The sequence below is a fragment of the Serratia sp. 201 genome (genome assembly GCF_037027545.1).
Taxonomy (GTDB): Bacteria; Pseudomonadota; Gammaproteobacteria; order Enterobacterales; family Enterobacteriaceae; genus Serratia; species Serratia bockelmannii.
The window spans coordinates 950,290-969,276 of sequence record NZ_JAXCHC010000002.1 but is presented as its reverse complement, the minus strand read 5'-3'; the positions used below and the strand labels follow the sequence as shown (position 1 = coordinate 969,276).

General features: G+C 58.9%; 15 protein-coding genes and 1 pseudogene. 5 read left to right on the top strand and 11 right to left on the bottom strand.

Annotated features, from left to right (window positions below; genetic code table 11):
* Nucleotides 1-138 precede the first annotated feature (138 nt).
* The 4 genes from efeB to putP form a co-directional block, all read right to left on the bottom strand.
* Nucleotides 139-1,437 carry an iron uptake transporter deferrochelatase/peroxidase subunit gene (gene efeB / locus WA302_RS12835; RefSeq protein WP_089181026.1) on the bottom strand — a complete coding sequence of 433 codons (1,299 nt, stop codon included), beginning with the start codon at nucleotides 1,435-1,437 and terminating at the stop codon, nucleotides 139-141.
* Between the two features lie 11 nt (nucleotides 1,438-1,448).
* A complete protein-coding gene (efeO, locus tag WA302_RS12830) occupies nucleotides 1,449-2,582 on the bottom strand; it encodes an iron uptake system protein EfeO (RefSeq protein WP_261456442.1) in 1,134 nt (377 codons plus the stop codon).
* Nucleotides 2,583-2,602: 20 nt separating this feature from the next.
* A complete protein-coding gene (gene efeU, locus WA302_RS12825) occupies nucleotides 2,603-3,448 on the bottom strand; it encodes an iron uptake transporter permease EfeU (protein WP_261456443.1) in 846 nt (281 codons plus the stop codon).
* Nucleotides 3,449-3,692: 244 nt separating this feature from the next.
* Nucleotides 3,693-5,177: a sodium/proline symporter PutP gene (gene putP / locus WA302_RS12820; RefSeq protein ID WP_025303234.1), complete on the bottom strand. Its 1,485-nt coding sequence runs from the start codon at nucleotides 5,175-5,177 to the stop codon at nucleotides 3,693-3,695.
* A 571-nt stretch (nucleotides 5,178-5,748) separates the two neighbouring features.
* On the opposite strand from putP, the gene putA reads away from it, so the two are divergent.
* The gene (putA, locus tag WA302_RS12815) at nucleotides 5,749-9,720 is read left to right on the top strand and encodes a trifunctional transcriptional regulator/proline dehydrogenase/L-glutamate gamma-semialdehyde dehydrogenase (protein WP_025303235.1); all 3,972 of its coding nucleotides are present in this window, start codon (nucleotides 5,749-5,751) and stop codon (nucleotides 9,718-9,720) included.
* A gap of 194 nt (nucleotides 9,721-9,914) precedes the next feature.
* Nucleotides 9,915-10,016, top strand: a pseudogene (locus WA302_RS12810) (type II toxin-antitoxin system HicB family antitoxin); the annotation flags it as partial.
* 29 nt (nucleotides 10,017-10,045) lie between these two features.
* Here WA302_RS12810 and tcyN read toward each other — a convergent pair.
* The 7 genes from tcyN to WA302_RS12775 all read right to left on the bottom strand — a co-directional run bounded on the left by tcyN (nucleotide 10,046) and on the right by WA302_RS12775 (nucleotide 16,238).
* A complete protein-coding gene (gene tcyN / locus WA302_RS12805) occupies nucleotides 10,046-10,798 on the bottom strand; it encodes an L-cystine ABC transporter ATP-binding protein TcyN (RefSeq protein ID WP_025303236.1) in 753 nt (250 codons plus the stop codon).
* Nucleotides 10,799-10,801: 3 nt separating this feature from the next.
* A complete protein-coding gene (gene tcyL, locus WA302_RS12800) occupies nucleotides 10,802-11,464 on the bottom strand; it encodes a cystine ABC transporter permease (RefSeq protein ID WP_025303237.1) in 663 nt (220 codons plus the stop codon).
* Nucleotides 11,464-12,264, bottom strand: a complete 801-nt coding sequence (gene tcyJ / locus WA302_RS12795; RefSeq protein ID WP_197819139.1) for a cystine ABC transporter substrate-binding protein — start codon at nucleotides 12,262-12,264, stop codon at nucleotides 11,464-11,466. Before tcyJ ends, tcyL begins: the two co-directional genes overlap by 1 nt.
* Before the next feature lie 115 nt (nucleotides 12,265-12,379).
* Nucleotides 12,380-13,372 (bottom strand): D-cysteine desulfhydrase, encoded by a 993-nt coding sequence (locus WA302_RS12790; RefSeq protein WP_049209050.1) that lies wholly within the window; start codon nucleotides 13,370-13,372, stop codon nucleotides 12,380-12,382.
* A gap of 124 nt (nucleotides 13,373-13,496) precedes the next feature.
* Nucleotides 13,497-14,006: a flagella biosynthesis regulatory protein FliZ gene (gene fliZ, locus WA302_RS12785; protein WP_025303240.1), complete on the bottom strand. Its 510-nt coding sequence runs from the start codon at nucleotides 14,004-14,006 to the stop codon at nucleotides 13,497-13,499.
* Nucleotides 14,007-14,061: 55 nt separating this feature from the next.
* Nucleotides 14,062-14,784 carry an RNA polymerase sigma factor FliA gene (locus WA302_RS12780; RefSeq protein WP_004934752.1) on the bottom strand — a complete coding sequence of 241 codons (723 nt, stop codon included), beginning with the start codon at nucleotides 14,782-14,784 and terminating at the stop codon, nucleotides 14,062-14,064.
* 182 nt (nucleotides 14,785-14,966) lie between these two features.
* On the bottom strand, nucleotides 14,967-16,238 hold the full coding sequence (locus WA302_RS12775; protein ID WP_043138593.1) for a FliC/FljB family flagellin: 1,272 nt from the start codon (nucleotides 16,236-16,238) through the stop codon (nucleotides 14,967-14,969).
* A gap of 281 nt (nucleotides 16,239-16,519) precedes the next feature.
* Between WA302_RS12775 and fliD the strand changes: the two genes are divergently transcribed.
* From fliD to fliT, 3 genes are read left to right on the top strand one after another with little or no spacing between them, the layout of a single operon-like run.
* Nucleotides 16,520-17,935: a flagellar filament capping protein FliD gene (gene fliD / locus WA302_RS12770; protein ID WP_049204116.1), complete on the top strand. Its 1,416-nt coding sequence runs from the start codon at nucleotides 16,520-16,522 to the stop codon at nucleotides 17,933-17,935.
* Nucleotides 17,936-17,967: 32 nt separating this feature from the next.
* On the top strand, nucleotides 17,968-18,378 hold the full coding sequence (gene fliS / locus WA302_RS12765; protein WP_025303243.1) for a flagellar export chaperone FliS: 411 nt from the start codon (nucleotides 17,968-17,970) through the stop codon (nucleotides 18,376-18,378).
* Nucleotides 18,378-18,746: a flagella biosynthesis regulatory protein FliT gene (gene fliT / locus WA302_RS12760; RefSeq protein WP_004934765.1), complete on the top strand. Its 369-nt coding sequence runs from the start codon at nucleotides 18,378-18,380 to the stop codon at nucleotides 18,744-18,746. The genes fliS and fliT overlap by 1 nt, the downstream gene beginning before the upstream one ends.
* Nucleotides 18,747-18,987: the final 241 nt, after the last annotated feature.

Sequence of the window (18,987 nt, the reverse complement as noted above, 5' to 3'; positions counted from 1 at the left end):
CACACCACAAAAGCGCACGCGGTGCGTGCTTTTTAATCCATAGGCCAGGTGTTGAATTGACTTTCGACGCTCAATCTTCCGTACGGCAGGCAAAACAAAGTAAAACGAGGCAGGCGATCCCGCCTCGTCATTTCGGGTTCAGGCCTTGAGCAGGCCGCTGGCCAGATAGTCACCGTTCTCTTTCACGCCCGGCAGCACGAAGAAATACCCGCCGCCAATCGGCTTGATGTATTCCTCCAACGCTTCGCCGTTCAGCCTTTTTTGCACCGTCAGGAAGCCTTTCTCCAGATCGGCCTGATAGCAGACAAACAGCAGCCCCATTTCCAGCTGCCCGGCATTGGAAACGCCAAGGGAATAGCTGTAGCCACGCCGCAGCATCAGGTTGCTTTGGCTTTCCGGCGTACGGGGGTTAGCCAATCGAATGTGCGCATCCATCGGGATCACCTTACCATCGGGATCGTTCGCGTAATTCGGCTCGTCATGTTCATGCTTCATGCCGAGCGGCGCACCGCTGTGCTTCTCACGGCCGAAAATGGTTTCCTGCTCCTGCAGCGGCGTGCGATCCCAAAACTCGACGCGGAAACGAATAATACGCGCCGCCTGATAGCTGCCGCCGGCCGTCCACGCCGGTTCACCAACGCTGTCGCCGACCCAGACCACTTTATCCATCAGCGGTTTGTCGTCGGTCTTCGGGTTGGCGGTGCCGTCTTTGAACCCCAACAGGTTAATCGGCGTCTCTTTGCCTTTGCTGCGCGCCGCGTGCGCGGAGATGAACCCTTCCCGCTTCCAGCGCACGCTGAGCAGATCCGGCGAGTGCTTGATGATGTCACGCAGCGCGTGGAGAGCGGTTTCGTTGGTGTTGGCGCAGATCTGCAGCAGCAGGTCGCCGTGGCAAAGCCCGGCGTCCAACGCATCGTTGGGGAAGCGGGTCATTTTCTGCAATTTCAGCGGCTTGTGCGCCTGCAGACCAAAGCGTTCGTCGAACAGCGATGCGCCGACCGAGACGGTGATGGTCAGGTTGTCCGGGTAAATCTCCGGCCCCATGATGCCGGAATCGAGCGGTGGTAGTTTGGCGTCCACCTCCGGCGCCTTGCCGCCGTGAGTCAGGAAGGCGATGCGATCGGTCAGTAGCCGGAACAGGCGCTCCAGCCCCGCTTTGTCGGTCGCCAGCACATCGAACGCCACCAGCATCATCGCCGCCTGTTGCGGCGTCAGCACCCCGGCCTGATGGCGGCCATAAAACGGCTGCTTCTGCCAGCGCTCATCCTGCGGCGTCGCCAACGGCTCCGCCGCTTTGTCCGCCGCCTGCACCAGACGGGTGCCGCCCAGTGCCAGTGCGCCCAGCCCCAGCCCTTGCAGCAAACGGCGCCGCGAAGGCGATGCCGCCCCCTGAGAGTGCGGATGAGGCCCGTTATTCGGGCCTGCCTTGTTGCTCATAACCTTATGCCTCAGTCCAGACCCAACACGCCGCGCAGTTGGGAAAGATCTTCCGCCAGCGTGGTGATCGGCCCTTTCAACGCATTGCGATCGGCATCGGTCAGCTTCTCATAGGACTCATAGCCGTCTTTGGTTTGGTACTTCGCCAAGATGGTGTCCACGGTTTTGAAGTTGGCGTCGATCTTGTCCAGCAGCGGCTTATTGGCCTTGACCAGCAAAGGACGCAGCAGGTTGACTATCTTCTGTGCGCCGTCGACGTTGGCCTGGAAGTCCCACAGGTCGGTACGGCTGTAGCGGTCTTCTTCACCGCTGATCTTGCTGGCCGCCACCTCTTCGATCAGCCCGGCTGCGCCGCCCACCACTTTGCTCGGCGGGAAGGTCAGTTCACTCACGCGCTTTTGCAGCTCAACGGTGTCGTGGTACAGGCGATCGGCGTAGGCGCCCATGTCTTTGGTTGAGTTGTCGGCAAACAGCGCCTTCTCGAGGCGGTGGAAACCGGTGAAGTTCGGATCCGCCGATTTCTTCTCGTAGTCGTCTTCGCGGGCGTCGATGCTGCCGTCCAGATCGGAGAACAGCTCGGCGATCGGCTCGATGCGCTCATAGTGCTGGCGGGTCGGCGCGTACAGCTTGCGCGCTTGCTCCACGTTACCGGCCTTCACCGCGTCGGTGAACAGCTTGGTCTGTTTCACCAGCCCATCGACTTCTTTGGTGACGTAAACTTTGTAATCGGCTATCGGGCCAACCAGATCCAGCGCGCTCGGCTTGCCGTCGGTAGCGCCGGCCGCCGCAGTTACAGTCAGTTTGCCTTTCGGATTGCTCAGCAGCCCGCAGGTCATGTCATATTCGCCCGCTTCCAGCGTGGCAGTCATTTTCTGGGTGAAACCCGGCGCGATGTTCTCGCGCTCTTCCACCACCATCACCCCTTTCAGGATTTCCCATTCGACGTTTTTCTGGCTGGTGTTGTGCACCACAAACTGCGTCTTGCCGGCCGGCACCGTCAGCTGCATCGGTTCGCACTGCTTGTCGTTGACCGTGACCTTGACCTGCGGCACGTCCGCCGCCAAGGCGTCGATGCTCAGCGCAAACGCCGGGATAGCCAGTAATGCTGCGTGCAACGCCTTGCGGCGAAATAACGGAGTAGACATACGAGATTCCCTATTAAACATTAATGATTGATTTTACGTTGCGCCGGGGCCGCTGCCGGCTCCGCGCGCTGCGGCAGGAAAAAGAAAATCAGCGCCGGGATCAGATACAGGAAGTAGACCGCCACTTCGCTGACCGTCGGGGCTTCCTGATAACCGAGAATGCCTTCCAGCAGGGTGCCGAACAGCGAATGGGTCGACAGGGTGTTGCTGAAATCGAAGGCGATGTCCTGGAAATGGTTCCACAGACCGGCTTCGTGGAAGGCGCGGATCGCCCCGGCGGCCAGGCCGGCGGCGACGAACAAAATGAACAGGCTGGTCCATTTGAAGAATTTGGCCAGGTGCAGCTTCACACCGCCCCAGTAAATCATCATGCCCAGCACGATGGCGGCAACCAGCCCGAGCACCGCACCGATCGGCGCCGCGGCGCCCACGTCTTGCTGAAACGCCGCCAACAGGAAGAACACTGACTCCAGCCCTTCTCGCGCTACGGCGAAGAACACCATCGCCACCAGCGCCCAACCCTGCCCTTTACCGGCGTTAAGCGCCTGATCGATCGCCCCTTCCAGATGCACCTTGACCGATTTGGACACCTTACGCATCCAGAACACCATATAGGTGAGGATCAGCACCGCCACCACCGCCACGATGCCTTCAAACAGCTCCTGCTGTTTTTGCGGGAACTCGCCGGTGGTCTCATTGATGAAGATGCCGAGCGCCAGACACAGCGCCGCGGCGACAATCACGCCGATCCACACCGCACCGAGCCATTGGCTGCGCTGCGTGCGTTTCAGGTAGCTGGCGATCAGGCTGACGATCAACGCAGCCTCCAGCCCCTCGCGGAACATGATAAGAAAGGGAACCAACATAAATAAACACCCCTGAAAAGACCGCGGCGGCAGAGAAAACTGACTCGAAATGAGCGGCGGCAACTCTGTAAAGAAACGTAAAATACAACGAGAGTGATTATCATTCTGCCAAGAAGAAATACAAGAGGCGCAAGCGTGATTTTTTCTAATCAAATGTCGCCAGGTGTTACAGCCGGATGACGGGGTAAGCCGGCAAAAAGAAGGGGCGCTCTGCGCGCCCCTTGCTGACTGACATCGAACGGCGTTATACCGTTTTGTACTCGGCTTCCGCCTGATCGAAACGTTCGGTCATGGTGGCGGAAGGTTGGCGGCCCATCAGGCTCACAACCACGATGGCGAAACAGCCCAGAATAAAGCCCGGGATGATTTCATACAGGCCCAGCCATTCATACTGTTTCCAGACGATCACCGTCACCGCACCGACCAGCATCCCGGCCAGCGCGCCGTTGCGGGTCATGCGCGACCACATCACCGAAATCAGCACCACCGGGCCAAAGGCGGCGCCGAAACCGGCCCAGGCATAGCTCACCAGGCCCAGTACGCGGTTTTCCGGGTTGGCCGCCAGCGCGATGGCGATCAACGCCACCACCAGCACCATCACGCGGCCGACCCATACCAGCTCACGCTGGCTGGCGCCTTTGCGCAGAAATGCCTTGTACAGGTCTTCAGTGATCGCACTGGAGCACACCAGCAGCTGGCAGCTCAGGGTACTCATGACCGCCGCCAGAATCGCCGACAGCAGCACGCCCGCCACCCATGGGTTGAACAACAACATCGCCAGTTCAATGAACACGCGTTCGCCGTTCTGCGACACGTTACCGGCTTGATCCGGGTTATTGGCGAAGTAAGCAATGCCGAAGAAACCGACGGCGATGGTGCCGGCCAGGCACAGGATCATCCAGGTCATGCTGATGCGACGCGCGCTGCGGATGGTGCGGTGAGAATCCGCCGCCATGAAACGCGCCAGGATATGCGGCTGGCCGAAGTAGCCCAGGCCCCAACCCAGCAGCGACAGGATGGCGACGAAGTTCAGCCCCTTCAGCATGTCAAGGTTGGCCGGGTTCTGTGCCTGGATCACCAGCATCGAGGTATCGATGCCGCCAACGGCGAAGATCACGATCACCGGGGTCAGGATCAGCGCGAAAATCATCAGGCTGGCCTGCACGGTGTCGGTCCAGCTCACCGCCAGGAAACCGCCGATAAAGGTATACAGGATGGTCGCCGCGGCGCCGGCCCACAGGGCGGTTTCGTAGCTCATGCCGAAGGTGCTTTCGAACAGGCGCGCGCCGGCCACGATGCCGGAGGCGCAGTAAATGGTGAAGAACACCAGGATGACGATGGCCGAGATCACCCGCAGCAACTTGCTGTTGTCTTCAAAGCGGCTGGTGAAATAGTCCGGCAGCGTCAGGGCGTTGTTGTTGGCTTCGGTATGTACGCGCAGCCTTCCTGCCACCAGCTTCCAGTTCAGGTAAGCGCCAATGGTCAGGCCGATGGCGATCCAGCTTTCGGAGATGCCGGAGAGGAAGATGGCGCCCGGCAGGCCCATCAGCAACCAGCCGCTCATGTCGGAAGCGCCGGCGGACAGCGCGGTCACCACGCTGCCCAAACTGCGACCGCCGAGAATATAGTCATCAAAGTTGTTGGTTGCCCGGTAGGCAAGCAGGCCGATCAGCACCATCCCGAAAATGTACACCAGGAAGGTCACCAGCATAGGTGTGCTCATTGTCATTTAATTCTCCACTTTCATTATTATTCGCGTTTCGCTCCGGCCAAGCCGGCGCCGGTAAACCCACGCGCAATGCATTTCACTGGCCGCCGCGCCGGAACGTGGCGCAGCCTGCGAGCAAGTGCAGGTAAAATAGTTTCTGCCCGTAATTGTTGACCGTCGGTTATCCTAGATGAGCCTTTCATCAACCAACAAGATATTTAACAACAAAGTTACACAAAGTTTACCCTGCGTCACATTTACCGGGCTCAAAGGTTGCACTCACGACAAACAAAATGAGTTGCACCCTGCTATTACCCTCATATACCGCAAGGTAAAGCGCCTGCGGCGTAATAAACCCCGCCGCGTTCGCTCAATAACGCAACATTCGTGCCAACTGCCTGTGTTAAAAAATCGATGAAACTCACACTTCGTTCATCCGCCTGATTTAACAAGGTTGCACAAAGTTGCAACATGCAGGATATTGTCTGCATTCTTGACACCACACATCACACGAACCTATCCCAACAGGCTTTCCAGCCTGCTGTTTGTCTAGCCTGATGGGATAGGTTCTAAACACAGGAGTTGGATAGGCATGGGCACTACCACAATGGGCGTGAAACTCGACGAGGCAACACGCGACCGGATCAAGAGCGCCGCGCAGCGCATCGATCGCACGCCGCACTGGCTCATCAAGCAGGCCATCTTTAATTACCTCGAGCGTCTCGAGAGCGGTACCGATATTCCTGAAATTCCAGCGCTGGCCGCTGCGGGCCAGCCTGAAGCGGACGACATTATGCCGCAAGCGCAGGAAGAGTCACACCAGCCATTCCTCGATTTCGCCGAACAAATTCTGCCGCAATCGGTGACCCGCGCCGCCATCACCGCCGCCTATCGTCGCCCGGAGACCGAAGCGGTGCCGATGTTGCTCGAACAGGCGCGATTACCTGCCGATCTTGCTCAGGCTACTCACAAAATGGCCTACGGCATCGCCGAGAAGTTGCGTAACCAAAAAAGTGCAAACGGCCGCGCCGGCATGGTGCAAGGCCTGCTGCAAGAGTTCTCCCTCTCCTCGCAGGAAGGCGTAGCGCTGATGTGCCTGGCGGAAGCGCTGCTGCGCATTCCGGACAAACCGACCCGCGATGCCCTGATCCGCGACAAGATCAGCAACGGCAACTGGCATTCGCACCTCGGGCGCAGCCCGTCGCTGTTCGTCAACGCCGCCACCTGGGGCCTGCTGTTCACCGGCAAGCTGGTGTCGACCCATAACGAAGCCAATCTGTCCCGCTCGCTGAACCGCATTATCGGCAAGAGCGGCGAGCCGCTGATCCGCAAAGGCGTGGACATGGCGATGCGCCTGATGGGCGAACAGTTCGTGACCGGCGAAACCATCGCCGAGGCGCTGGCCAACGCGCGCAAGCTGGAAGAAAAAGGGTTCCGCTACTCCTACGACATGCTGGGCGAAGCCGCCCTGACCGAAGCCGACGCCCAGGCCTACCTGGTTTCCTACCAGCAGGCGATCCACGCCATCGGCAAAGCCTCCAACGGCCGCGGCATCTATGAAGGCCCCGGCATCTCCATCAAATTGTCCGCCCTGCACCCGCGCTACAGCCGCGCGCAGTACGAACGCGTGATGGAAGAGCTTTACCCGCGCCTGCTGTCGCTGACCCTGCAGGCACGCCAGTATGATATCGGCATCAACATCGACGCCGAAGAGGCCGACCGACTGGAAATCTCGCTCGATCTGCTGGAGAAACTGTGCTTCGAGCCGCAGTTGGCCGGCTGGAACGGCATCGGCTTCGTGATCCAGGCCTACCAAAAACGTTGCCCGTTCGCCATCGACGCGGTGATCGACATGGCGCAACGCAGCCGCCGTCGCCTGATGATCCGTCTGGTGAAAGGCGCTTACTGGGACAGCGAAATCAAACGCGCCCAAATGGACGGCCTGGAAGGTTATCCGGTTTACACCCGCAAGGTGTACACCGACGTTTCCTACCTGGCCTGCGCCCGCAAGCTGCTGTCGGTGCCGAACCTGATTTATCCGCAGTTCGCGACCCACAACGCCCATACGCTGAGCGCCATCTATCACCTGGCCGGCAATAACTACTACCCTGGCCAGTATGAGTTCCAATGCCTGCACGGCATGGGTGAACCGTTGTACGAACAGGTAGTGGGCAAAGTGGCCGACGGCAAACTGAACCGCCCTTGCCGCATCTATGCACCGGTCGGCACCCATGAAACGCTGCTGGCTTATCTGGTGCGCCGCCTGCTGGAAAACGGCGCCAACACCTCGTTCGTCAACCGCATCGCCGACGCCACCCTGCCGCTCGACGAACTGGTGGCCGATCCGGTCAGCGCCGTGGAAGCGCTGGCGGCCAGCGAAGGCCAGATTGGTCTGCCGCATCCGCGCATTCCGCTGCCGCGCGAGCTGTATGGCGAGAAACGTACCAACTCCAGCGGCCTGGATCTGTCCAACGAACAGCGTTTGGCTTCGCTGTCCAGCGCCCTGCTCACCAGCGCCAGCCATCCATGGCGCGCGGAACCTATCATCGATGCCGAGTTGGATCAGGGCGTCGAGCAGCCGGTGATCAACCCGGCAGAGCCAGGCGATGTGGTCGGCTACGTGCGTGAAGCCACCGAAGGCGAAGTCAGCCGTGCGCTCGACGCCGCCGCGGCCGCCGGCCCAATCTGGTTCGCTACGCCGCCGACGGAGCGCGCCGCGATCCTCGAACGCGCCGCCGAGCTGATGGAGAGCCAGCTGCAAAGCCTGCTGGGCATTCTGGTGCGCGAAGCGGGTAAAACCTTCAACAACGCCATCGCCGAAGTACGTGAAGCGGTCGACTTCCTGCACTACTACGCCGGCCAGGTGCGCGACGACTTCGCCAACGACAGCCACCGCCCGCTGGGCCCGGTGGTCTGCATCAGCCCGTGGAACTTCCCGCTGGCGATCTTCACCGGCCAAATCGCCGCCGCGCTGGCGGCGGGCAACAGCGTGCTGGCCAAACCGGCCGAGCAAACGCCGCTGGTGGCCGCGCAGGCGGTGCGTATCCTGCTGGAAGCCGGCATTCCGCAAGGCGTGCTGCAGCTGCTGCCGGGCCAGGGTGAAACCGTCGGCTCAACGCTGGTTAACGATGCCCGCGTCCGCGGCGTGATGTTTACCGGCTCCACCGACGTCGCCGGCATTCTGCAACGCAGCATCGCCGGCCGTCTGGATCCGCAAGGCCGTCCGACGCCGCTGATCGCCGAAACCGGCGGCCTGAACGCCATGATCGTCGACTCCTCCGCCCTGACCGAACAGGTGGTGACTGACGTAGTGGCCTCCGCCTTCGACAGCGCCGGCCAACGCTGCTCCGCGCTGCGTATCCTGTGCATTCAAGAAGACGTGGCCGAGCACACGCTGCAAATGCTGCGCGGCGCGATGGCCGAATGCCGCATGGGCAATCCGGAGCGCCTGTCGACCGACGTGGGCCCGGTGATCGACGCCGAAGCCAAAACCGGCATCGAACGCCACATCCAAGCGATGCGTGCCAAAGGCCGCAAGGTGTACCAGGCCGCCAAAGGCAGCGCGCAGGATGAGAAAGAGTGGGCGCGCGGCACCTTCATCAAGCCGACGCTGATCGAGCTCGACAGCTTCGACGAGCTGCAGAAAGAGATCTTCGGCCCGGTGTTGCACGTGGTGCGCTTCCAGCGCAACAATCTGGACGCGCTGGTCGATCAGATCAACGCCGCCGGTTATGGCCTGACGCTTGGCATTCACACCCGTATCGATGAAACCATCGCCCGGGTGACCGAACGCGCCAAGGTCGGCAACCTGTACGTCAACCGCAACATGGTCGGCGCAGTGGTCGGCGTGCAGCCGTTCGGCGGCGAAGGCCTGTCAGGCACCGGCCCGAAAGCCGGCGGTCCGCTGTACCTGTACCGTCTGCTGGCCAACCGCCCAGACGACGCGCTGCAACGTACGCTGCACCGTCAGGACGAAGAGCGCCCGATGGAAGCCACCGCACGGCCGCAGCTGCTGGGTGCGCTGCAATCGCTGGAGAAATGGGCGGTCACCAGCCAACACGGCGAACTGGCGGCATTGGCGCAGCGCTATGCGGAACTGGGCCAGGGCGGCACCGTACGCCCGCTGCCGGGCCCAACCGGCGAGCGCAATACCTATGCCCTGTTGCCGCGTGAACGCGTGCTGTGCCTGGCGGATAACGAAACCGACGCGCTGACCCAGCTGGCCGCCGTGCTGGCGGTTGGCAGCTGCGTGCTGTGGCCGGAAGCGGAACTGCAGCGCAATCTGTTCCGCCGCTTGCCGAACGATGTGCAGGCGCGCATCGCCTTCAGCAAAGACTGGCAGCAGGATAAGGTCGAGTTCGACGCCGCCATCTACCACGGCGATGCCGACCAGCTGCGCACCCTGTGCGAGCAGATCGCGCAGCGCGGCGGCGCCATCGTTTCGGTGCAGGGCTTCGCCCACGGTGAAACCAACATCCTGTTGGAACGCCTGCTGATCGAACGTTCGCTGAGCGTCAACACCGCCGCCGCCGGCGGTAACGCCAGCCTGATGACCATCGGTTAACGCATCGTCAAGGCGGCCATGCATCGCCGCCTGATTGGCTCACCGCTACGCAAACCCTGCACTCGTGCAGGGTTTTTTATTGCCCGCAGGCCGATCAGTCGTTAGCGCCTTATTATCCTTACAGGGTGGGGCGTCGCTCTTGGACGATAACAACATAGACGGATTATTCTGTTTGAAAGCCGCGTCAGAGCGCTATGAGACGCATTGACTCTCTGGTTCGGCAACACCCGGGATACGGTAGCCGCAGCGGGTTTCTCGCCGCCGCCGCGCGAAACGAATGGTTGAAAGCGGAGTGAATGCGGTCGGGGGAAACGCCCCCGACGCCTTATTGATTCCGGAACTTGTCGAGGAATTGCTGGGTGCGCTGATGCTGCGGGTTGGCGAACAGCGCTTTGGCCGGGCCCTGTTCAACGATGCGGCCGTGATCCATAAAGATAACTCGGTCGGCCACGTCGCGGGCGAAGCTCATCTCATGGGTGACGATCACCATGGTGCGTTTCTCTTCCGCCAGTGAGCGCATGGTATTGAGCACTTCCCCCACCAGCTCGGGATCGAGCGCCGACGTCGGCTCGTCGAACAAAATCACCTCCGGCTGCATCGCCAGCGCGCGCGCGATCGCCACCCGCTGCTGCTGCCCGCCGGACAGACGCCGCGGATAAGCCGCCTCTTTGCCGCTCAGGCCCACTTTGGCCAGCAACGCGCGGGCGCGCTGTTCAGCGCTGGCTTTCGCCTCGCCTTTAACGATAACCGGCCCTTCGATGATGTTTTCCAGCACCGAACGGTGCGGAAACAGGTTGAAGTTCTGGAACACAAAACCGACCTGCTGACGCAGCGCGCGCACCTGATTTTTCTGTTTGCTCAGCGGCTTGCTGCCGTCGATCTGAATATCGCCGACGCGAATGGTGCCGGAATCCGGCTCCTCCAGCAGGTTGATGCAGCGCAACAAGGTGGTTTTCCCTGAGCCGCTCGGGCCGATGATCGCCACCACTTCACCGGCGTCCACCGCCAGATCGATCCCATGCAGCACCGTCTGACCCTTGAACTGCTTGGTCAATTGCTTAACTTCAATGGCACTCATGCGTTACTCCTGATCCTGGCGATTAACGTGGGCTTCCAGACGGTTTTGCAGTGCGGAAAGCAGGGTCGCCATCACCCAGTAAATCAGCGATGCCGCCAGGTACATGGTGAACACTTCCAGCGTGCGCGAGGTGATCAGCTGCGCCTGGCGGAACAGTTCCGGCACCTGAATGGTGGCGGCTAGCGAGGTGTCCTTCACCAGGCCGATAAAACTGTTGCCCAGCGGCGGCAAGGCGGTGCGCGCCGCCTGCGGCAGGATCACCCGGCGCAGGGTTTGCCAACGGGTCATGCCGATGCTGGCGGCGGCTTCCCACTGCCCTTTATCGATCGACGAAATCGCCGCGCGCAGCGTTTCCGAGGTGTAGGCGGCGGTATTGAGCGACAGGCCAATCAGCGCCGCCGGGAAAGGGTCGAATTCGATGCCGAACTGCGGCAGACCGTAATAGATCATAAACAGCTGGGCAATCAACGGCGTGCCGCGGAACAGCGACACGTAAATACGCGACAGCCACGACAGCGGCCACAGCGGCGAAAGGCGCATCAGCGCCAGCAGAAAACCGAGCAACAAGCCTAGCGCCATACCGCCCAGGCTGAGCTGAAGCGTCAGTATTGCGCCCTTCAATAAAAATGGCGCTGAATCCAGCGCCAGTTGAATACTTTCGTGCATTATTTAGTTACGTCCGCGCCAAACCATTTCTCGGAGATCTTCGCCAGCGTGCCGTCTTTTTGCATCTCGGCGATCGCCTGGTCAATCGCGGCCAGCAGCTCTGGGTTGTTCTTGCGCAGCGCCACGCCGGATTCCTGGCGAGAGAACGCCGGGCCGGCTACCGCCAGCGTATCGCCGGTTTTCTTCACCAGATCCAGCGCCGCCAGGCGATCCACCAGAATGGCGTTGATGCGGCCAACGCGCAGATCCTGATACTTGGTCGGATCGTCGTCGTAGGTGCGCACGTCTACGCCCTGCACGTTCGCGCGCAGCCATTGCTCATAGTTGGTGCCCAGGCCGACGCCGACCTTCTTGCCCTTCAGGTCTTCCGGCTTGGTGATGGTGCCTTCGTTACCCTTTTTCACCAGCGCCTGAATACCGGAAACGGTATACGGAGTGGAGAAGTCATATTTCTTCTTGCGCTCATCGGAGAGCGTCACCTGGTTGATGACCACGTCGATACGTTTCGAATCCAGCGACGCCAGCATGCCGTCCCACTTGGTCGGGTTCAGCTTGGCTTTCACGCCCAGATGTTCCGCCAGCGCGTTGGCGAAATCCACTTCAAAACCGGTCAACTTGCCGTCTTCACCCTGGAAGCTGAACGGCGGATAGGTGCCTTCCAGCCCGACGATCAGCGTGCCGCGCTGTTTCACCTGCTGCAGCAGGTTATCAGCGGCGTAGGTTTGAGTCGTCACACCGGCGGCCAACGCAATACCCACCACGCCCAACAACCATTGACGACGAACTTTCGCAAACATCATAAACACCCCTGTGTGTTATTTATCTTTTTTGATATCAGCACTTTAACAGTGCGACCGCCCGCATAAAGGAATATAACTTTATAAATATAGTTCAAAATGGAATAACAAGCGGTTTTTACACCTGCGGATGGTAGGCGAACAGCGCCGGCGCACCACCGGTGTGAACGAACAGAATAGGGCCCTCACCGCGGAAGCGCCGCTGGGCGATGCCGTCGATCAAACCGGCCATCGCTTTGCCGGTGTATACCGGATCCAGCAACACGCCCTCTTGCTGCGCCAGCAGCTGCACCGCCGCCATGCCCTCTTCGTTCGGCATGCCGTACTGCGGCGCGAAATAATCGTCCCAAAGTGCGATCGGCGCCAGCTCGTCGATATTCAGCGAACAAGCCAGGGCTTTCTGGATCTGCTCCACCTTAGGCAGTTGATCGATCACGGTGCGCGAGACCGTCACGCCGATCAACTCGGTTTCCGGCAGCAGCTGTTGCAACCCCACCGCCAGCCCGGCGTGAGTGCCGGCGCTGCCGGACGCCACCACTACCGAACTGAATGCCACGTTGCTGCGTTGGCTCTGTTCGGCGATTTCCAATGCGCACTGCACGTATCCCAGCGCGCCCAGGGCATTGGAACCGCCCACCGGCACCACGTAAGGCCGGAACCCCTGCGCCTCAAGGCGCGTCGCCAGTTCTGCCAGCTGTTGCTGCGGATCGTGCAGCGCTTCGCACATCACCACCTCGGCGTTGAACAGGCCGAGCAACAGGCGGTTGCCGTTGGTCAAATAGTTTTCCGCGCGGGTGTCGATAGGGTTTTCCAGCAGCGCGACGCAGTGCAGGCCCAGCTTCGCCGCCACCGCCGCCGTCTGGCGCACGTGGTTGGATTGAATGGCGCCGGCGGTGACCAGCGTATCGGCACCTTGCCTCAGCGCATCGGCGGCCAGAAACTCGAGCTTTCTCAGCTTGTTGCCGCCCATGGCCATAGGAGTGACATCGTCACGTTTAAGGTAGATTTCGCGGCCGAGGTAATCGGAGAGACGGGACAGCTTTTCGAGCGGTGTGGCGGTGCCAACCAGATCCAGACGCGGAAATTGCGCCAGTCGTTGTTGCAGGTTCACTACTTCCCCCCAGGGAATCGAATATCAACATCTGATAACCGATAGATTTAGCAGATGTGAACTGAATAATCATCCTTTATCACGGGGGGATCCGCAGACCCCGGCCCAGCGGCCGGGGAAAATCTCAGTAGCTGCGCTGCCAGGCGAGATACTGATCGTATTTGCGCAGCGCAATGCGGTAGTTGTTGTGCGCCGCGGTAGGCAGATCGTCGATAATGCGCTGATGGCTGGCGCTGCTGGCGAATTTATCCGCCGGATAGTTGCGCGCCACCAGCATTTCGTCCAGCCGACGCAGCCGCACCACATACTCGCGGATGGTGCTGTGGCTCATCTCGGTCTGTTCGAACAGATACTGCTTGAACGCCATGATGTCGAAATAGCTCGGGTGGCTGTTACAGGAGATCTCGCTGCAAAAGCGGCACAGCGCGGTCAGCTCGTGCTGCACGTTTTGCCAGACCGCATCGTCGATCGGCTGATCCATGCGCGCGATGGCTTCTTTATTGATAATCTTGCCGCGAAACACCAGCGCCATGCGGTCCAACAGTTTGCCGCACTGGGAGCAATGGGTCTGGCTGTGCTTGTAGTCTTTCAGGTAACGGCTAAGCGGCCGTTTCTTTAACAGTATTCCTGGCATAAGGGGCAGTCCGGTTGTCGCATGGGTCATCAAGTTGAGGGGCGGCGGGCCGCCGTCAGGTATCGTTCGCCAGCCGCGCACGCAGCCGTTTGATCGCCTGACTGTGCAGTTGGCTGACGCGGGATTCCCCGACGTCCAGCACGGCGCCGATCTCTTTGAGATTCAACTCTTCCTGGTAATACAGCGTCAGCACCATTTTTTCGCGCTCCGGCAACGCCTCGATGGCGTCGATCACTCGCTGGCGCAGGCTGCCTTCCAACAGGTGATGCAGCGGGTTGGCCTCTTCATGCCCTTCCAGCATCGGTTCCGCGTTTTCGCCATGCTCCTCACGCCATTCGTCGTAGGAGAAAAGCTGGCTGTTATTGGTGTCCAACAGAATTTGACGGTACTCATCCAGCGAGATATTCAGCGTCTGCGCCACTTCCGTCTCGCTCGCCGGGCGGCCGTAACGCTGTTCCAGTTGCCGCATCACCTGCGCGACCTCACGCGCATGGCGTCGCACGCTGCGCGGCACCCAGTCGCGGCTGCGCAGCTCGTCGAGCATCGCGCCGCGAATGCGCTGCACCGCATAGGTGGTAAAGGCGGTTCCCTGTAGGGCGTCATAACGCTCAACGGCGTTCAATAGCCCGATTCCCCCGGCCTGCAGCAGGTCGTCAAGCTCCACGCTGGCGGGCAGCCTGACCTGCAGGCGCAACGCCTCGTGGCGCACTAACGGCACGTAGCGCAGCCAGAGAGAATTTTTGTCCATCACGCCTTCGGCGGTATACAGATCGCTCACTATGTCTTAAACCTGCGGATAAGAGAGTCAGCGCTATTATGCGTAGGGGGCGAAATGCCAATCGGCTGAACAGTCGCACAAAACAGGCTTTATTTGCGCCATGTAATAACCGCGCGGTGCGCGAGCATAAAAAAACCCCGCCGAAGCGGGGTTTCTTTGCGACAGTTAATCGGGAGAGACGATTAACGCAGCAGGGACAGAACGTTCTGAGTAGACTGGTTAGCCTGTGCCAGAACAGAGGTGCCAGCCTGTTGCAGGATGTTGGCACGGCTCATGTTGGACACTTCGGTCGCGTAGTCAGCATCCTGGATACGGGACTGAGAAGCGGACAGGTTGTTCACGGTGCTGTTCAGGTTGTTGATAACAGAATCGAAACGGTTCTGTACCGCACCCAGAGAAGAACGCAGGGAGTCAACCTGAGACAGCGCTTTGTCCAGGGTTGCCAGCGGATCGGCAGTTTTTGGATCGGTGGACTGCTGCGCGCCTTTGGTCACTTTACCGGAAGCGTCTACAGTCGCTTTGAAGTAAGCGTCGTTGCCGTTATCGTCTTTGCCTTTAACCACGTAGCCAGATTTGCCGGCTGGATCGGTGTAAGTGCGCAGTTCATCGCTACCGGTCAGGCCGCTGATGTTAGTGGTGCCAACTTTAACCTGAGAAGTTTCTTTCATACCCGCAGTCGCTTTGGTCGTTGCGGTGCTTGAATCCCAGGAAACTTTACCATCCGCCGCTACGGTTGCGTCATAAATGCCGCCGTCGGTGGATTTAACGAAGTAAGCAACGTTACCTGCACCATCATCGGTAGAATACAGTTTGCCGTCGCTGTTTTTAGGCGTTGCGGCTTTGCTGTCTGCGTTGATGGTCGGCGCAGCCATTTTATCAACGGCGGTCAGTTTAGTGGTGCCAATTTTGCTGGTATCGATAGGATCAGCCACGCTGAACTTATCCAGACCCAGAGTTTTAGCGTTGATGTCTTTCAGTTCGATATCAATGGTTTCGCCATCGTTTGCACCAACCTGGATGGTCAGTTTCTGATCTGCGCTCAATACTTTCACGCCGTTGAAATCGGTCTGCTCGGAGATACGGTTGATTTCAGACAGACGCTGAGAGATCTCATCCTGGATGGACTGCAGGTCGCTGGAAGAGTTGGAGCCGTTCTGAGACTGTACGGTCAGACGACGGATGTTCTGCAGGTTGTCGTTAACTTCGTTCAGTGCGCCTTCAGTGGTCTGCGCCAGAGAGATACCGTCGTTGGCGTTACGGGAAGCCTGAGTCAGGCCTTTGATGTTAGCAGTGAAACGGTTGGAGATCGCCTGACCCGCAGCGTCGTCTTTCGCGCTGTTGATACGCAGACCGGAAGACAGACGCTCAATCGCAGTACCCAGAGAAGACTGAGATTTGTTCAGGTTGTTCTGCGCCATCAGCGACAGGCTGTTAGTGTTGATTACTTGTGCCATTGTTTGCTTTCCTTACGAGTCAGTTGCGTTCTTCGCAACACAGTTAAAAGGTTCGGGCTTGTTTGCCCACGGCGTCAACCACCGTCCCCTCAGGTATCGGCCCTCCCCTAACAACCTTTAGCAATTTTTTAAAAATTTTTGCGCTTGCGGCAATGGCAGAAATAACGCGGCTTTTCCCTCTTCTATTGCGCCATCGGTTTTTTATTTTTTTCGGTAAACTTTTTCACCGCTGGGCCGATAACGCGTAAAGCGAATAAAGTCATTACCAAGGAGAAGCACGAATGGCATCGATCAGTTCATTAGGCATCGGCTCAGGACTCGACCTCAACGGTTTGCTGGACAAGCTGACCAAAGCGGAACAACAGCGCCTGACGCCCTATACCACCCAGCAAACCAGCTATAACGCCCAATTGACCGCTTACGGCACGCTGAAAAGCTCGCTGGAGAAGTTTGACAATCTGAGCAAAGATTTGGCTAAGCCGGAATTCTTCAACAACACCACCGCCACCAAGCACGATCAGTTTACCGTGACCACCACCGATAAATCGGTGCCGGGCAACTATTCAATCGAAGTGCTGAAACTGGCACAGCCGCAAACGCTGACCACACAGGCGCCAATCGCCGACCAGCAGGCCAAGTTGGGTAATCCGGGCAGCAGCGATCGTTCGATTAGCATCACAGCAGGCAACCCGCCGAAAGAAACAAAAATCCCGCTCAGCGACGATCAGACCTCGCTGGTCGAGATGCGCGACGCCATCAATAAATCGAAATCCGGCGTCACCGCCAGCATCATGCGCGTCGGCGACAACGACTATCAATTGGCACTGAGCTCCACCACGCCCGGCGAAAAAAACACCATTGCGGTGCAGGTTAATAACGACGACAAGCTCGGCGCCATCCTCAACTTCGATCCTAAAAATCCACCGAAAGATGGCAGCACCGCGATGAAGCAAACCGTGCCCGGTCAGGATGCGGAAATCGTCGTCAACGGCACGAAAATCAAGCGCAGCACCAACTCGATCGCCGATGCCCTGCAGGGCGTAACGCTCGACCTGAAAACCACCACCAAGGTCGGTGAACCGCAAAACCTGGTGATCGGCATCGACAAGAGCGGCAGCGCCGACAAGATTAAAGAGTGGGTGGATAACTACAACACACTGCTGGACACTTTCAACTCACTGACCAAATACACCCCGGTCAAACCCGGTGAAGCGCAGAACGCCAAAAACGGCGCGCTGCTGGGCGACAACACCCTGCGCGGTATCCAGTCCTCGATCAAAAGCGCTCTCAGCTCGGCTCAAGACAACCCGGAGTTGAAAGGCCTGGGCAACCTCGGCATCACCACCAACGTCAAAACCGGCAAGCTGGAAATCGACAGCACCAAGCTGAACAAAGCCATCGACGAAAAACCGGAGCAGGTCGCCAACTTCTTCGCCGGTAACGGCAAAGACACCGGTATGGCCACCCAGATCCACAACGATATCCAAAATTACATCAAGGCCGGCGGCATCATCGAGAACTCGACCAAGAGCATCAACACCAATCTCGATCGCCTGAACATCCAGATAACCACGGTCACGGCCAGCATTCAGAACACCATCGACCGCTATAAGCAGCAGTTCGTTCAGTTGGATACCATGATGTCCAAATTGAGCAGCACAGGTAACTATTTACAACAGCAGTTCTCGGCAAAGTGATCCCTTAACCAGGTAACAGGTAAAGAAACAACATGTATAACAGAAGCGGCACTCAGGCCTATGCGCAGGTCAGTCTGGAAAGCGGCGCCATGAGCGCCAGCCCGCACCAGTTAATCGTGATGTTGTTCGACGGGGCGCTCAGCGCCCTGCTTCGCGCACGCATCCTGATGAACCAGGGCGATATCGCCGGCAAAGGTATGGCGCTGTCCAAAGCCATCAATATCATCGACAACGGTCTGAAAAGCGGCCTCGACCCTCAGCAGGGTGGTGAGATCGCCGAAAACCTGGCGGCGTTGTACGACTATATGAAGCGTCGGCTGATGCAGGCCAACCTGCACAACGACGAAGCGGCGATCGCCGAAGTGGTCAAACTGCTGGAAAACATCGCCGACGCCTGGCGCCAGATTGGCCCTAACTACCAACCTTCGCAGGACGCCATGTAATGGAACGTCAACAGCAGCTGTTAGCCGCTTATCAACAAATTTATAGCCTGAGCAGCCAGATGATCGCGCTGGCGCAAACCGGGCGCTGGGAGGAGCTCGTCGAGCTCGAATTCGCTTACGTGACGGCGGTGGAAAAAACCGCCGCCTTCACCGGGCAAGCCGGCCCGTCAATGGCGCTGCAGGAAATGCTGCGCAATAAGCTGCAACAGATCCTCGACAACGAAACCGAGCTCAAACGTCTGTTACAGCAGCGGATGGATGAGCTGAAGATGCTGATCGAACAGTCCACGCGCCAGAACGTGGTCAACAATACCTACGGCCAGTTTCATGATCGTGCGCTGTTGCTGGGGGAACCACAGGTCCGATAAGATCGACAATACTGACGAAAATGGATTAAATAGCACTATGCGCTATTACTCTCGGGTTACGTTAGGATATTAATCTATGGCATTTGAATTATTCAGTTTATGGGTAATTGGTAAAATGCGCGCTTCGAGCCTGGCTCTCACTTTAATGGATAAACATTATCCCGACACGGACGTTTTCTGTTCAGCAGGAAATTGATTTTTGATAGATAAAACACGCCGCTGTGTTTCACGGCCCATGGAA

What these genes read in the sequence shown, in the direction of transcription:
- fliD (WP_049204116.1), top strand. Translation starts at nt 16,520, where the DNA reads ATGGCATCGATCAGTTCATTAGGCATCGGCTCAGGACTCGACCTCAAC.
- tcyL (WP_025303237.1), bottom strand. Translation starts at nt 11,464, where the DNA reads ATGCACGAAAGTATTCAACTGGCGCTGGATTCAGCGCCATTTTTATTG.
- tcyN (WP_025303236.1), bottom strand. Translation starts at nt 10,798, where the DNA reads ATGAGTGCCATTGAAGTTAAGCAATTGACCAAGCAGTTCAAGGGTCAG.
- tcyJ (WP_197819139.1), bottom strand. Translation starts at nt 12,264, where the DNA reads ATGATGTTTGCGAAAGTTCGTCGTCAATGGTTGTTGGGCGTGGTGGGT.
- putA (WP_025303235.1), top strand. Translation starts at nt 5,749, where the DNA reads ATGGGCACTACCACAATGGGCGTGAAACTCGACGAGGCAACACGCGAC.
- fliZ (WP_025303240.1), bottom strand. Translation starts at nt 14,006, where the DNA reads ATGCCAGGAATACTGTTAAAGAAACGGCCGCTTAGCCGTTACCTGAAA.
- WA302_RS12775 (WP_043138593.1), bottom strand. Translation starts at nt 16,238, where the DNA reads ATGGCACAAGTAATCAACACTAACAGCCTGTCGCTGATGGCGCAGAAC.
- efeO (WP_261456442.1), bottom strand. Translation starts at nt 2,582, where the DNA reads ATGTCTACTCCGTTATTTCGCCGCAAGGCGTTGCACGCAGCATTACTG.
- fliT (WP_004934765.1), top strand. Translation starts at nt 18,378, where the DNA reads ATGGAACGTCAACAGCAGCTGTTAGCCGCTTATCAACAAATTTATAGC.
- putP (WP_025303234.1), bottom strand. Translation starts at nt 5,177, where the DNA reads ATGACAATGAGCACACCTATGCTGGTGACCTTCCTGGTGTACATTTTC.
- fliS (WP_025303243.1), top strand. Translation starts at nt 17,968, where the DNA reads ATGTATAACAGAAGCGGCACTCAGGCCTATGCGCAGGTCAGTCTGGAA.
- efeU (WP_261456443.1), bottom strand. Translation starts at nt 3,448, where the DNA reads ATGTTGGTTCCCTTTCTTATCATGTTCCGCGAGGGGCTGGAGGCTGCG.
- efeB (WP_089181026.1), bottom strand. Translation starts at nt 1,437, where the DNA reads ATGAGCAACAAGGCAGGCCCGAATAACGGGCCTCATCCGCACTCTCAG.